Below are 14705 nucleotides of genomic sequence, written 5' to 3' on the forward strand. Positions count from 1 at the left end.
GTTCGGCAACTCGCACACATGACGCGTCATGCCCCCTCACCCGGCGAACCATTCACGCGTGAAGCACTGCCGGATCAAGATCACCCCCGAGACAGGGCGGCGCACCGCCTCGGAGGCATTTTCCCTGGTGAGCGAGGCAGGCGAGGGGCCGGTACCGCGAGCATCACCCCCACACCGGCCTTAGCGCGCTAATTCATCGCCCAACAAGCTTGTGCGGCAACAGTGTTGACGCGTTATGGCCGAGCCCATACGGTGCACTCGCCCGCCCCCATCGAGCCGACGCCGGAGCGTACTCATGAAGCGCCGCACCTTCCTTGCCGGAACCGCCGCCGTGTCCGCACCGGCCGTCGCCCTGGCCGCGGCGGCACCCGCCGTCGCCGCACCCGCCCCCGGTGACGACGCCACCGCCGCCGCCGAGACCGTGCGCCTCGTCATCGACGGCACACCGCACGATCTGCCGCCGACCACACTGCACAACACCACCCTCGCGGCCACCGGCACGGCCGGACAGGCACGGGTCACCATGACCGGCCCGTACAGCGAGTTCTCGATGGCGTTCCCGAGCCCGTACGTGCCCGGCCTCGCCCGGGTGTCGGTGTGGCTCACCGGCGTCACGCCGAAGAAGGGCAACCTCTGGCTGAAGCTCTTCGACGGGGACAGCGAGGAGTGGGGGACGCTGGCCGGCAGGGTCGACCCGGCCGGTTTCGACGGGCGGACCCGGGTCACGTTCGAGCCGCAGCGGCTGGCCCGGATGACATGGAGCGGGAAGGGCGACGGCCGGCTCACCCACCCGCTGCGCCGGCTGGTGCTGGTGTTCTTCCCCGACGACAAGCAGTCGGCCGATCCGCTCGTGCTCGACATCGACTCCGTGGAGGTGGTCGGTGACGGCGGGCCGGTGGCCGGCTGGAGCCGGGCCGGTGCGCTGGAGCTGACCAGCGGCGCGGACCGGGTCCTCATCGACGATCGCGGCCGGCTGCTCGACTGGAGGTCCGGCGGCCGGGTCCAGTCCCCCGGCGTGCTGCCGCTCGCCGTGCACTACGACAACGGCACCGGCGTCTTCTCCGACGAGGCCACGGTCGATGTCACCCGGGTCGCCGCCGACGAGGCCAGGGTCGGCCTCACCGTGCCCGGCTTCTTCGCCGCCGAGCTGACGGTACGGCTCCGTGCGGGCCGTCTCGAACTGCGCCCCACCGCCGTCCGGAACCTCTGGTCCCGGCCCATCCTCAAGATCACCTGCCCCGAGGTGGCGTACCGGGTGATCCCCGCCGACGGCACCATGCTCGGCATCGCGCCGAAGTGGGGCGGGCTCGCCCACACCCGGTCGGTGCTCGCCGGTGGCTTCTACGCGAATTACGGCATGCCCACCGCGACCCACGACCTGATCCTGTTCGAGGAGGACGACTCCGCGCTCGGCGTGTACTCCGTACAGCCCGCGAGCGCGAAGCCCTACCGCCCGACGCAGTTCGGTTTCGTGGGCGCCCGGGCCCGTGAGGAGTCCCTGACCGGGCTGATGCACCGGCTGGACGCCTGGATCGCCCCCGGCGGGTCCGGGGGGCTGCCCGCGACCCGGCTGGTGGCCGGAGGCACCGCGTTCGACCTGTTCGCGGCCTACCGGGCGGACAACGGGATGGACTCCTGGCGCGGGCTGCCGGACAAGCTCGGCCCGCGGCTGAGCGCGGGGCTGCCCGACGCGGTGCACCTCAAGGTGGACCTGTGGCAGCCTACCGGCGGCACCTGGGCGACGGGCCGGCCGGAAGCGGCCCTCGAATACCTGCGTGCCGTGCCCGGCGGGCCGTACAGCGTGGAGCTGGCCAGCTACTACTCCGACGGGCAGCACGACCACCACTACCCGGACTTCCTCACCTTCGACTATCTCGGCGGGCCGGCCCAGTTCCAGCGGATCGTCGACACCATCCACGACGGCGGGCACTACGCCAGCGCGTACACCAACCCGACGTGGTGGCACCCCGACAGCCGGGCGGTGGCGGAGCTCGGCGGCGTCGAGCGGATCGGGATCCGCGACGGGCACGGCAAGCTGGTCACCAAGACCCACACCGACAACCTCGGGTATCTCATCGGCGGCTGGCGGAAGGCGCCCCGGGCGCTGATCCTCGACCAGCTCCGCACGTTCCGCGACACCTACGGACTGGACATGATGTTCCAGGACGAGATCGCGCGCCGGGAGTACGACTACTCGGCCGACTTCTGCGCGCCGCCGTACGCGTACGGCGAGGAGCTGGTGGAGCAGACCGCGCAGTCCGCCGCGATCCTGCCGATCGGCACCGAGGGGGTGGGCGGGGACCGGCTCTTCCAGACCCTGGCGTCGAGCCTCGGCTTCTTCCTCAACACCATGCAGGGCGACCGGGCCAACACCTACGACGGGCCCAACCGCAACGGCGTCGTCGTGCAGCAGTGGCCGCTCGGCACGGCTGTCATGCACGACAAGGTCGCGTTCTACCCGCACAACCTCGACCGGGGCGTCGACACCACCGAGAACCTGAGCTGGGCGCTGGCCTTCGGCCTCAATCTGCACTACCAGGCGCAGCACATGGAGCGGGACTTCAGGGCGGGGCGCGGATTCGAGATGCTCAAGGGCCTCTCGCTGGTCCAGCGACGGGTCGCCGGCCGGTACTTCGGGCGGCGGATGACCGGGTTCCGGTACCTCACCGAGGACCTGAAGGTGTCGCGGACGGTGTTCGACGGGGGCGTGGAGATCGTGGCCAGCCACGACATCCAGCCTCGCGCGCTGCCGCTGCCCGGCACCCTGGGCACGGTGACCGTCGCGCCGCACGGCTTCGTCGCCTCCGAGCACGGAACCCCGACGTACGCGCTGATCGACGACGCGCACCACCGGCCCGGCCACCTCGCGCGCTGGACGGGCGGCCGGTTCGTTCCCGAGCTCGCGTGGTACCCGGCGGATCTGGCGGGCTACCGGTCCGACACGATCCACGCCGACCTGCGGCTCACCGCCACGCCCTCCGAGCTCCCCGCCGCCGGCACCACCCGGGCGGCGCTGGCCCTCGCCGCCTGGGACGGCGCACCGGTCGACCTGAGCGGCGCGGACATCGAGTGGGAGATCGAGGGCCGGCCGATCGCACACCTGGTCACCGACGCCGACGGCAGTGTGTGGCTCGCCCCGGACCCCGGCGGTGCCACGGGCTGGGTCACGGTCCGCGCCGTCGTCACCCGGGACGGGATACCGGCGTACAGCGGCGTCGAGTTGGTCAAGCTCACCGACGGATAAACGGACGCGGACGGGTCCGGGGCGTTCAGGGGTACGCCGTCGTTCCGGACACACCGCCACCGATTGGACACCGGCATATTGCCGGTAGGCCTCCGGGCCCATAACTTGCGCTTATGGAGCTGGAGTTACGCCATCTGCGTACCGTACGTGCCATCGCCGACACCGGGAGCCTGACCAAGGCGGCCGCGGCCCTCGGGCTCGCCCAGCCCGCCCTGAGCGCGCAGTTGCGGAGGATCGAGAAGGCGCTCGGCGGCCCGCTGTTCGACCGGGACCACACCGGCGCCCGGCCCACGCTCCTCGGCGAGCTGGTGCTGGAACGGGCCCGGGTGGTGCTGCCCGCCGTGAGCGAACTCCAGGAGGAGGCGGTGCGGTTCGCCAATGCCTGGGGGACCATGGAGCGCTTCCGGCTGGGCGGCACGCACGGACCGCTGCTGGGCGGTCTGGTGGACCGGCTGGTCAGCGCGCACCCGGCCGCTCCCGTGTCCACGTACACCTCCTGGTCGGTCGGTGAGATCGCCGCCCAGCTGGTCGACGGCAGGCTCGACTTCGCGCTCATCGGCACGTGCGGTCAGAGCCCGCCGCCCGCGCCCGACCGGTTGACCTGGCAGGTGATCGGCATCGACCCGGTCTTCGTGATGCTGCCGGATTCCCATCCGCTGGCCGGTGCGCAGGAGCTCAGCCTCTCCGCCCTGGCGGACGAGTGCTGGGCGGACGTGCCGGGCGAGGGCTGCTTCGCCGACTGTTTCGTCGGCGCCTGCGCGCGGGCCGGGTTCAGCCCGGTCTCGGTGTACGAGACGGACACGGCGTCGGTCGTCCATCTCGTACAGGTGGGCCGGGCGGTCGGACTGTGCCGGGCCACGTTCCCGCCGACGCCCGGGGTGGTGACACGGCCGATCGCCGGCTCGCCGCTCAGCTGGCGCCATCTGCTGGGCTGGCATCCGCGGTCGGCGGCGGCCGGTGCGGCGGCGGGCGCGGTGAGCGGGCACACCAGGGCGGCGTACGCGGAGGCGGCGGAGCGCAGCGAGAGCTACACGCGCTGGCTCGCCGCGCATCCGCGGTTCGGGGCGGCGATGTGACATGTGACGGGTAGCGCGTCATGGGCCGCGCCCCGTGTGCCACTCCGGCTACCGCACCCCGTGTCCGTCGGCGATCGCCGCCACTCGCGCGGCCAGCTTCAGGTCGTTCTCGGTGACCACATCGCCCGCGTCGTGCGTGTTCACGGAGAGGGAGACGGTGTTGTAGCCGAGGGTCAGGTCGGAGTGGTGGTTCAGCTCGTCCTGGATCGCGGCGACGTGCGCGGTCAGCCCGAGGGCGGCGAAGTGGCTGTGGAGCCGGTAGGTGCAGGTGATCCGGTCCCCTTCCAGCGACCAGCCGGGCAGGTCGCCCAGACGGTCCTCGATCTCCTGCTGCGACAGCGGTGCGGCGGGCATACGGCGACTCCCTCATCGGCGAACGGTGCCGGTCGGCGGTGCCGGTGACGTTACGGTCTGGGTATGACGACTGTCGCGATTGACACGGGGGTAGGGCCGCTGCTGCGCAGCTGGCGGGAGCAGCGCCGGATCAGCCAGCTGGAGCTGGCGCTCCGTGCCGATTCCTCGGCCCGGCACATCTCCTTCATCGAGACGGGCCGCTCCAGGCCCAGCGAGGAGATGATCCTGCGGCTGGCCGAGCACCTGGAGGTCCCGGTCAGGGAGCGCAACGCCCTTCTGGTGGTGGCGGGTTATGCCCCGCACTACGCGCAGACGGCGCTCGACGACCCCGCGCTGGACGCACTGCGCGAGGGCGTGGAGCGGCTGCTCCAGGCGTACGACCCGTATCCGGCGATCGTCGTCGACGGTACGTACAACGTGGTCGCGGCCAACCGGGGCATGGCTCTGCTGATGGACAAGGTGGCCGAGCACCTGCTCGTCCCGCCGCTGAACGCCATGCGGCTCACTCTGCACCCGGACGGCCTCGCCCCGCACATCCGCAATCTGCGGGAGTGGCGGGCCGATCTGCTGGCCCAGATGGAGCGTCAGATCGCCCTGGCCCGTTCGGCGGAGCTGCGTGAGGTGTACGAGGAGGTCGCGGCCTATCCCGTACCGGAGAGCACCGGGTCCTGCGGCGCCGGGCCCGCTCCGTCCCTGCCGTTCGCGCTGCCGCTGCTGATCGAGCACGACGGAGTGGTGCTCTCCTTCGTCTGCTCCATCGCGACGTTCAACACACCGATGGATGTGACGGTGGCCGAGCTGGCGATCGAGACGTTCCTGCCCGCCGACCGGGCCACCGCCGACCATCTGCGCTCGCTCACTTCCTGACGACCGGAGCGGCCCACGGCGCCCGGGAGCGCGCCAGGACTGCCGCCGCGACGGTCACACCGGCCAGCACGGCCACGGCGATCAGCAGCGGAAGCCTCGGATGTCCGTGCAGTACGGCCATGGCGCCGGCGACCGCGCCCAGCATCATCGCGGCGGCCGAGAGCACCCGCCGTCCGGCCCGGCTGCCGCCTCCGCCGGCGAACCGGCTGTCGGAGAGGATGCCGGTGATGGTCAGGGTCAGCACGGTGGTGGTGAGATCGGGAACCGCCAGTGCCCGGGACACGGCGTTCTGCACACCGAGCCCCAGGCCGAGGAGCACGACGAGCGCGAAGCGGACCCCGCCGGTGAACGGGTGGCCGGAGGCCCCGGCGACGATCAGCGCGGCCAGGACGCAGGCGGTCTCCACGAGGAGCGCGTACAGCAGCGTCCGGCCGCGGTGGCTCAGGGTGCGGTGCACGATCAGGCCGCCGAGCAGCGCCCCGACCGCGAACGCGGCGAGCGCGACGAGTGACGCGGCGAGCGAGAACCCCGGGGCCCCGGCGATGGCGAAGCCGGAGAAGACCACGTTGCCGGTCATGTTCGCCACGAACACCCGGCCCAGCTCCAGATAGCTGACGGCGTCGACCAGGCCGGTGACGACGGTCAGGGCGAGCATCAGGGGCGGCAGCGGTCCATGACGGTCGTTCAGGTCCGGAACGACGGTGGACCATGCCTCACGCAGCAGGCCGGGCAGGGGCACGGGCACACTCCGATCACGGGGGCGACTGCTCGGAATTGTGCGCCCCGGCCCGGTGGAACACCACGACCGGCGCAGGTGCGCCGCCCGGCCCGGCGGGCGGGGCGGCGCACCTGCCGCTAGACGCGTGCTCCGTTGTCGAGCGGGTCGCGGCGCGCCGTTCCCGTACCGGACCGGCGGCCGGGGGCCCGCTTCCGGGCGGGCGGCGGCGCCTTGCTGCTCCGTTCCAGGACCAGGGCGGCCGGGACGGCGGTCATCACCGAGGAGTACGTGCCCACGCAGATGCCGATCAGCAGGGCCAGCGCGAAGTCCGCGAGCGAGTCACCGCCCAGCACGGCGAGTGCGGTGAGGATGAAGAGGGCGCCCATTCCGGTGTTGAGCGTTCTCGGGACGGTCTGCAGGACGGCCCGGTTGGCGACCTCGGCGACGGGCTGACGGCGGGCCTTCGCCCACAGTTCCCGCACCCGGTCGAAGACCACCACCGAGTCGTTGACGGAGTATCCGATGACGGTGAGGAGTGCGGCCAGGAAGATGCCGTCGACGGTGCGCCCCAGCCAGGCGAAGGCGCCGACCAGGATGATGACGTCGTGGACGAGCGCCGCGACCGAGCCCACCGCGAACGTCCAGCGGAACCTGATCGCCAGATAGGCCAGCTGGACGAGGACGGCGATGCCGAGCGCGATCAGGGCGTTGCGCCGGAGTTCGTCGCCGAGGCTGGGGCCGATGAGTTCGTCGCGGACCTTGGTGGTCTTGCCGCCCTCCTCCGCGAGGGCGGCGCGCAGGGCGTGTTCGCCGTCGTTGTCGAGCTTCCCGGTCCGTACGGAGAGGTCGCCCGCGCCCGCCGTGGTGACCTCGGCGTCACCGAAGCCCGCACCGGCCAGGGCGGTCCGGGCCCGTTCCACGTCGACGGGCTGGCTGGTCGAGTACTCCACGAGCCGGCCGCCGGTGAATTCGACGCCCAGGTTGACGCCGCGTACGAGGATGCCGAGGACGGCGACGGCGACCAGGGCCGAGGAGATCAGCAGCCAGCGGCGCGGGGACCGCATCAACCGGGGGTCGCGGCGGGTCAGCCAGGTGCGCACCCGGCCGGGGCCGGAGATGCCGTTGACGCCCCGGTAGTCGCTGACGAACCGGGAGCCCGCGGCGATCTCGGTGAGTGCGCGGGCGATGACGAGCGCGGAGAACATGGAGGCCAGTACGCCGATGGCGAGGGTGACTCCGAAGCCCTTCACCGGTCCCGAACCGAGGAAGAAGAGCAGCCCGGCCGCGATCAGTGTCGTCACGTTGGAGTCGGCGACGGCGCTCCAGGCGCCGCGGAACCCGGCGGTCAGCGAGGAGCGCAGCGAACGGCCCGGATGCTGGGTGTGCTCCTCCCTGGCCCGCTCGAAGACCAGCACGTTGGCGTCGACAGCCATCCCGATGGCCAGGACGAATCCGGCTAGGCCCGGAAGGGTGAGGGTGACGCCGAGGGCGACCAGGGCCGCATAGGAGATCAGTCCGTAGGCGGCGAGCGCGACGGCGGCCAGTGCGCCGAAGAGCCGGTACACGACGGTGATGAAGAGCGCGGTGGCGGCGGCGCCGATGAGGGCGGCCCGGGCGCTTGCGTCGATGGCGGCGGCGCCGAGCGTCGGGCCGACGGTCCGCTGCTCGACGATCTCGACGGGGAGCGGCAGGGCGCCGCCCTTGATCAGCAGGGCCAGTTCGCGGGCCTCGTCCGCGCTGAAGGATCCGGTGATCTGGGTGGAGCCGGAGGGCAGGCCGGCGTTGCAGCCGACGGAGGGCGAGACCTGCGGCGAGGAGATGATCTGCTGGTCGAGGACGATGGCGACGCGGCGCCGGTCGTCCTGGACCGGATGGCAGGCGGCTTCCCCGGTCAGCCGGGTCCAGTCCCGGCCCGCCGCCTTGTGGAAGTCGAGGGAGACGGTCCAGCCGGCACCCTGCTGGCCGTCGAAGGCGGCGGTGGCGTCCTTGACCCCGGCGCCGGAGAGCCTGGCCGGGCCGAGGTCGAGGGTGCGGCCCTGTTCGTCGGGGAGCGTCGGCCCGGCGCCGGACTTCTCGTCGGCCGGTGTGCCGGACGCGCCGGACTTCTCGCTTCCCGGCGTGCCGGACGCGCCGGGCTTCTCGTCGGTCGGCGTGCCGGACGCGCCGGGCTTCTCGTCGGCCGGCGTGCCCTGGCCCTGGACCGCGTGGAAGCTCAGCTGGGCGGTTCTGCCGATGACCTCGGCGGCCTTGCGCGGGTCCTGGACGTCCGGGAGTTCGACGATGATCCGGTCCTCGCCGGAGCGGGTCAGTGTGGGTTCGGCGACGCCGAGGGAGTCGATGCGCTGGCGGAGCACCTCCAGGGTGCGGTCGGTGCTCTCCCGGTCCGCCTTCGCGGTGTCCGAGTCCTTGGCCTGGAGCACCATTCGGGTGCCGCCCTGAAGATCGAGGCCGAGTCTGGGTGACATGGTCAGCGTGATGAGCACGGAGACGAGCAGCACGGCCGCAGCCAGAACCGCTCGCACCGTGGTGGCGCGAGTCATGGGTTTCCTCCGAGGGGGCGCCGGGCGCCCTCACCTCGGCGAGGACGGGACGGCGGTTCAGCGGGACGGGACCGGTGGCAGGACCGGTGGCCGGTGAACGGCCGTCCACGGAGGCCCGCGTACGCCGGGGAGCGTGACGCGGGAGCGGTCGGTGGCACGAGGGGGTGCGGCGGGGGCCGGGCGGTGGGGGCGGCGTGGCGCGTGGATGCCGGGCGCGCCGGGCGGCAGGAGGAGGTCGGGACCGGGCGGCGGGAGGTGGTGCGCGGTGCGGGCCTGGTCGCTGCCGGCCCGGGGCTGGGGACGGGGTGCGGGCGGCGGCTGGGCGCGGTGGTGGTCGGTGGCCGTGGCGGTACGGCTGCGCCGGGTGTCGTGGAAGGTGCCGGTGCGGGCGGTCCGGTCGGTGTGCTGGGTGGGCTGATGGGCGCCGGGTGTGTACGCGGCGGAGGGCGGCACCCCGGCGGACGGCCGGGCTGTGAGCAGGGATCCGGCGGTTGCGGGGGTGGAGCCGACGACGGTGAGGACGGCGAGGAGGAGCGCGGCGAGGAGCAGCCGGGCCGCACGCGCGGGGCCGGGGTGTGCCGGGGCGCCCGGCCGTGCCCTCGGGGGCACATTCCCCGGGGGCGGCCCCGGGAGGGGGGTCACCCGGTTTCGCCGGTCGGGGCCGGTGCGGTGCCGGCCCGGCGGAGTACGGAGCTGAGGACCAGGCCGGCGCCGCGTACGACCGCGGTTGCCGGGTCGTCGGCGGGACGGACCGGGACGCCGAGGCGGACCGCGATCCCGTCGGTGATGTCGGAGCGGGCGGCGCCGCCCCCGGTCAGCAACGGGCCCTTGCGCAGGGCTCCGAGGACGGCACCGTGCCGGTCCTGCTTCCACATCTCCGTGATCATGTCCAGCACGGTGCGGACGACGGCGGTGGGCGGCCGGGCCGGGTCGAGGTCGTCGAGCCCGGTCTCGGCCTGGCGGGCGTCGCGGACCTGCCCGTCGACGAGCACGGTCGCCTCGGTCAGCCCGGCGCCGATGTCGACGACGAGCAGCGGCCCGCCGGTCCGTGGCCCGGCGCATGCGGCGGCGGCCCTCGCGCTGTCGAGGGCGATGACGGTCGTCGGCCCCAGAGCGGCGATCAGTTCCGCCGCCTCGGCGCGGTGCCGGGCCCCGGCGAGAACGGGGTGGCTGACCACGATCACGGTGCCGGTGCGGTCCGTACCCAGGGCCGTGTCGGCGATACGGCCGAGCAGCCGGCCGCAGGACTCGGGGTCGACGATGCGCCCCCGCCGGACCGGACGGCCGGGCCCGTACTCCGTACCGGAGTCGTCGCGGACGTCGGTGTCGGCCAGGACACCGTGTCCGGGGACCCAGACGCGGGTGCGGGAGCTGCCGAGATCGAGGGCGAGGCCACGGGTGACACCCCGGTGGCCCCGGCGGGCGGACGGGCCGAGGCGTCGTCCCTCGTGCAGCGAACGCATCGTCCCTCCCCCGCCCTGCTGCCGCAGCCACGCATGCCACCCATGGACCCGCTGATAGCGAGGCATGGCCGAGCCCTCACTATGCAATAGGGAGGCAAAGAAAGCCACTCCCAGGCAAAATCCAAGGGCCGGGCCTGTCGTACGTCACACCTCCGACGGCAGGAAGACTGCGACCAGTTCGGCGAACTCGTCCGGTGCGGCGATCCGGACGCCGAGGTCCTCGGCCTTGGTGCGCTTGGATCCGGCCTTCTCCCCGGCGACCAGGAGCGAGGTGCGCTTGGAGACGCTGGACGAGGACTTCCCGCCGGCCCGCTCGATCAGCTCGTTCATCTCGTTCCGGGAGAGTTTCTCCAGTGCGCCGGTCATGGCTCCGGTGACCACCACGGTCATTCCCTCCAGCGGCAGACCGTCGCCCTCCCCGTCCCCGCCGACGGCAGCGGCTTCCGTGCTCTCCTCGCCCGGCTCGGGCGGCGGCGTCGCGCCGGGCTCCGTCATGTTCACCCCGGCGGCCACCAGCTTCTCGATCAGCGGGGCCAGCTCCACCAGCTCCGCGACGACACCCGCGGCCTTCTCCTTGCCGATGCCGTCGACCCGCTGGAGCTCCTCGGCGTCGGCCGCCCTGATCCGGTCCATGTCCGCGAAGTACCGGGCGATGCGCCGTGACATCGAGCGCCCGGTGCCGCGTACGCCGAGCGCGCAGAAGACCCGGGACAGCGGCTGCGTCCGGGCCGTCGCGATGGCGGCCAGGAGGTTGTCGGTGCTGGTCTCGCCCATCCGTTCCAGGCCCAGCAGTTGTTCCCGGTCGAGGGTGAACAGGTCGGCGAAGTCGGCGACCAGGCCCGCGTCGACGAGCTGGACGACCCGGGTCGCGCCGAGGCCCTCGATGTCGAGCTGGTCGCGGCCCGCCGCGTACGAGATGGAGGCGACGAGCCGGCAGTCGCGGCCCCGGACACAGCGCCAGCGCTGCTCACTGGTGTCTATCTCGGAGCCGCACTGCGGGCAGGCCTCGGGGAAGTCGATGGGCTTCTCGTCGCCCGTGCGCAGATGGGCGACGGGGGCCTCGATCCGCGGGATGATGTCGCCCGCCTTGTAGACCATCACCCGGTCGCCCAGGCGCAGATCGCGGCGGGTGATGTCGGCGGGGTTGTGCAGCGTGGCGTAGCCGACGGTCGAGCCGTCGATCTCGACCGGCTCCAGCACGGCGCGCGGCGCGATGATCCCGGTCCGGCCCACGTTCCATTCGACGGCCAGGAGCCGGGTGACCTTCTCGACGGCCGGGAGCTTGTACGCGATGGCCCAGCGCGGCGCCCTGGTCCCGGACCCGGCCTCGCGCTGGTCGGCGGCGAGGTCGGCCTTGATCACGATGCCGTCGATGCCGAACGGCAACGAGGCGCGCAGGGCCGCGATTTCCTCGACCCGGCTCTGCACCTCCTCGACGGTGGCGACGGTGCGCGGGGCGACGTCCGTGTCCGCCGCGGTGTGCACGCCGAGCCGGGCGACGTAGGAGAGGACCTCGCTGTGCGGGAGTCCGGCGAGCCGGTCGGTCAGCTCGCCGGAGTCGGGCAGCGGCAGGGCACCGTAGGCGAAGAACGTCATCTCCACCGTGTAGCCGCGGTCCTTGGCGCGGAGGGTGCCCGCCGCGCCGTTCCTCGGGTTGGCGAAGGGGGCGCCGCCGTGTTCGGTCCGTACGGCGTTGGCCTGCTCGAACTGCTCGGTGGTCATGAGGATCTCGCCGCGCATCTCGATCGTCACCGGCTCGGCGAGCTGCTCGGGCAGGCCCACCACGGTGCCGATCGCGTGCGAGACGTCCTCGCCCGCGGTGCCGTCGCCCCGGGTGATCAGCTGCTCCAGGCGGCCCGCCCGGTAGCGCGCCGCGACGGCGAGCCCGTCGAGCTTCGGCTCCACGCTCCAGGCGGTGACGGGGCGGCCTATCCGGCGCTCCAGGGACGCCGTCCAGGTGACGAACTGTTCGGCCGAGAAGACGTTGTCCAGGGACAGCATCGGAACGGTGTGCGGCACGTCCCCGGTCGCGGCGCCGCCCGCCACCTTGCCGGTCGGGGAGGCGTCCAGCATCTCCTCGGGGTGCTCCTGTTCGTATGCGGCGATCCCCCGCACCAGCCGGTCGTAGGCGTCGTCGTCGAGCGTGCTCTCGCCCGTGGCGTAGTACGCGGCGGCGGCCCGCGACGCCTCTTCGACGGCGGCGGCGTAGGCGGCGGTGTCGGCGAGCACGACAGCTGAGTTCGTCATGGCCCCCATCCTGCCGCCCACCACTGACAACGGCCCTCAGCCGACTGCCCGGACCGTTCCGTCCGGCTCGTCGGTGCCGCCCGCCGCGCCCGGTGACGGCACCGGGATCTGCGGGCCCGAGCACTCCCGCAGCCAGCGCCGCAGCACGCCGTGCACCTGTTCGGCGCCGACCAGTTCCGTGTCCGGGGGCACCGGCGCGGACAGCTCGGCCGGCCACAGCAGGAACGGCCTGGACTGCTCGCCGCCCAGGCCGCCGTGCGAGCCGATCTGTTCCTCGAAGGCGTGCACACAGCCCGTGGCACCGTCGTACATCGAGTTGACCATGATGTCGGCGACGTGCGGAAAGGTGTCGGTCCGGCGCACCGCCGCGGCCGCTCCGGGGCCGAACGGGGCCAGCGGCCCCTCCCCGTCCACCAGCTCCGACACCGGGATCTCCGCCCCTCCGCGCCCCAGCACCACCGATCCGTGCCGCTCGCTGCGGACCAGCAGAAAGCCGATGCCGGGGTGGTTGGCGAGGGTGCCGAGCAGGGCGGGGTGGCCGCGGTCGAGCTGTTCGCGCGAGGCGCGGCCCTCGATGTCGGGGAAGGAGATCAGGCCGAGGTTCCCGGAGGCGAGGACCACCGGGTCGGACGGGGTCGCCAGGGGCTCCTCGGCGCCCTCGCCGACCGGCCGGTGCAGGGCGATGCGTACCGCGTCACGCGCCTCCGAGCCGCTGCGGGTGCGCTGCGCCCGGCGGGACACCGGCAGCCCGCAGCCGGCCCGGACCAGGTCCTTGAGGGTCAGCCCGTACGCCCCCGCGAAGGTCTCCCCGGGGCTCTGCCCGTGGTCGGAGAGCAGCACGATCCGGTAGGTGCGCGGGGTGTGTTCGGCGACCTTGACGATCAGGGCGAGCGAGCGGTCCAGACGGGCGAGCACCTTCTCCGCGTCGCGGCTGTCGGGTCCGGAGTGGTGCGCCACCTCGTCGTAGGCGACCAGGTCGGCGTAGACGGCGGTCCGGCCGGCGAACATGTCCCCGATGACGGCGGAGACCACCACATCGCGTTCGACGACGGTCGCGAAGGCCCGGATGAAGGGGTACAGCCCGCCGCGCTTGATCCGGGGCGTGACCTTCCGCATCCGCGCCCGGGTCGACTGGCCGATCTCGCGGCAGACCTCGGCGACGAACGAGAGCGCGGTGCGCACGGCGTTGGCCGGGTCGGAGAAGTACGCGAAGTATCCGGCCCGGGAGCGGCGGCCCTTGCCGAACCGGGCCGCCATGGACAGGACGAGCGCCAGCTGGTCGGCGCCGCCGCTGAAGAGGTTGCCCCGGCTGGCGCCGTCCAGGGTGAGCAGTCCGCCGTCGTGGGTGCGCGCGACGGCCCTGCGCTGGAGTTCGAGGGCGCTGGCGGGTCTGCTGGAGACCATGACGTCGCCGGTCTCCTTCTCGTACCAGCGGAAGGCGGGGACGTCGTGGTTGCTGCCGTGCAGGATGCCGAGCTGGCTGGCCCCGGTCTGGCTGGACCAGTCGGTGCGCCACGGGGTGAGCCGGTGCCCCTCCTTGTCGGCCAGCCACCGCGCGACGGTCGGCATCAGCCCTTCGTCGGCGGCGCGGGCGAGCGCGTCGTGGCCGACGCCGTCGAGCTGGATGAAGACGGTGCCCGGCTGTCCGCTGCGTCCGCTGTCCGTGCCGGTGCGGCGCCGGCGGCGGACCGCCAGCCGGGAGAGCCTGCGCCGGTAGGCGTTGTCGTCGCGGACGGCGAGCGCGGTGGAGGTGGCCGAGGCGACGGCGGACATCACCGCCGCGACGACGACGGCCGTCTGCGGGTCGGCGGCGCCGCGCCCGTCCGGGATGAGCCGCAGGGCGAGCAGCAGCAGCGATCCGTTCAGGAAGAAGACGAGCAGCCCGAGGACCAGCGCGGGCACGATGAGCAGCGCCCGCACCACGACGGGCCAGACCAGAGCGGAGAGCAGACCGAACGCGCCGGCGCCCCAGGCGGCGGTGAACGCGGTCTTGGTTATGCTGTCGCCGTCGTCCGACTGGAGCTGGAAGTCCGGCAGAATCCCGGCGAGCGCCAGCATCGTGAGCGTCGAGACCGCCCACACCACGACCACTCGCATCAGGGCGCTGCCGGCTGCTCGCCATCGCCCGTCACTCACGCCTTTTCCACCTCACGTCCGGCCCCCGCCTTTCCGGGCCTCGGCCCCCAGCTTTTCACA

10 protein-coding genes are annotated in these 14705 nt (G+C 73.0%); 3 read left to right on the top strand and 7 right to left on the bottom strand.

All coding sequences use genetic code 11. The features are described 5' to 3' along the window. The first annotated feature begins 295 nt into the window (after nucleotides 1-295). Nucleotides 296-3244, top strand: a complete 2949-nt coding sequence (locus EES42_RS26785) for a hypothetical protein (RefSeq protein WP_124720800.1) — start codon at nucleotides 296-298, stop codon at nucleotides 3242-3244. A gap of 113 nt (nucleotides 3245-3357) precedes the next feature. Continuing rightward, complete coding sequence (locus EES42_RS26790; RefSeq protein WP_124720801.1) at nucleotides 3358-4320, top strand: LysR family transcriptional regulator; 963 nt, start codon at nucleotides 3358-3360, stop codon at nucleotides 4318-4320. A 48-nt stretch (nucleotides 4321-4368) separates the two neighbouring features. Here EES42_RS26790 and EES42_RS26795 read toward each other — a convergent pair whose 3' ends face one another. Then, nucleotides 4369-4674 (bottom strand): 4a-hydroxytetrahydrobiopterin dehydratase, encoded by a 306-nt coding sequence (locus EES42_RS26795; protein WP_124720802.1) that lies wholly within the window; start codon nucleotides 4672-4674, stop codon nucleotides 4369-4371. A gap of 63 nt (nucleotides 4675-4737) precedes the next feature. On the opposite strand from EES42_RS26795, the gene EES42_RS26800 reads away from it, so the two are divergent. After that, entirely contained in the window at nucleotides 4738-5541 is an 804-nt protein-coding gene (locus tag EES42_RS26800) for a helix-turn-helix domain-containing protein (RefSeq protein ID WP_124720803.1), read from the top strand. On the opposite strand, the gene EES42_RS26805 is transcribed toward EES42_RS26800, so the two are convergent. From EES42_RS26805 to EES42_RS26830, 6 genes are all read right to left on the bottom strand, one after another. Continuing rightward, nucleotides 5531-6274 carry a YoaK family protein gene (locus EES42_RS26805; protein WP_124720904.1) on the bottom strand — a complete coding sequence of 248 codons (744 nt, stop codon included), beginning with the start codon at nucleotides 6272-6274 and terminating at the stop codon, nucleotides 5531-5533. The genes EES42_RS26800 and EES42_RS26805 overlap by 11 nt on opposite strands. Nucleotides 6275-6396: 122 nt before the next feature. Beyond that, complete coding sequence (gene secD, locus EES42_RS26810) at nucleotides 6397-8799, bottom strand: protein translocase subunit SecD (RefSeq protein ID WP_124720804.1); 2403 nt, start codon at nucleotides 8797-8799, stop codon at nucleotides 6397-6399. A 57-nt stretch (nucleotides 8800-8856) separates the two neighbouring features. Continuing rightward, nucleotides 8857-9408, bottom strand: a complete 552-nt coding sequence (locus EES42_RS26815) for a hypothetical protein (RefSeq protein ID WP_124720805.1) — start codon at nucleotides 9406-9408, stop codon at nucleotides 8857-8859. Nucleotides 9409-9437: 29 nt separating this feature from the next. Continuing rightward, nucleotides 9438-10262 (bottom strand): acetate and sugar kinases/Hsc70/actin family protein, encoded by an 825-nt coding sequence (locus EES42_RS26820; RefSeq protein ID WP_124720806.1) that lies wholly within the window; start codon nucleotides 10260-10262, stop codon nucleotides 9438-9440. A gap of 144 nt (nucleotides 10263-10406) precedes the next feature. Continuing rightward, nucleotides 10407-12518, bottom strand: coding sequence for an NAD-dependent DNA ligase LigA (gene ligA, locus EES42_RS26825; protein ID WP_124720807.1), 2112 nt, complete (start codon nucleotides 12516-12518; stop codon nucleotides 10407-10409). Nucleotides 12519-12545: 27 nt separating this feature from the next. After that, nucleotides 12546-14645, bottom strand: a complete 2100-nt coding sequence (locus EES42_RS26830; RefSeq protein ID WP_124720808.1) for a phage holin family protein — start codon at nucleotides 14643-14645, stop codon at nucleotides 12546-12548. Between the last annotated feature and the right edge of the window lie 60 nt (nucleotides 14646-14705).

This window comes from Streptomyces sp. ADI95-17 (assembly GCF_003846175.1).
In the GTDB taxonomy this organism is placed as follows: domain Bacteria; phylum Actinomycetota; class Actinomycetes; order Streptomycetales; family Streptomycetaceae; genus Streptomyces; species Streptomyces sanglieri.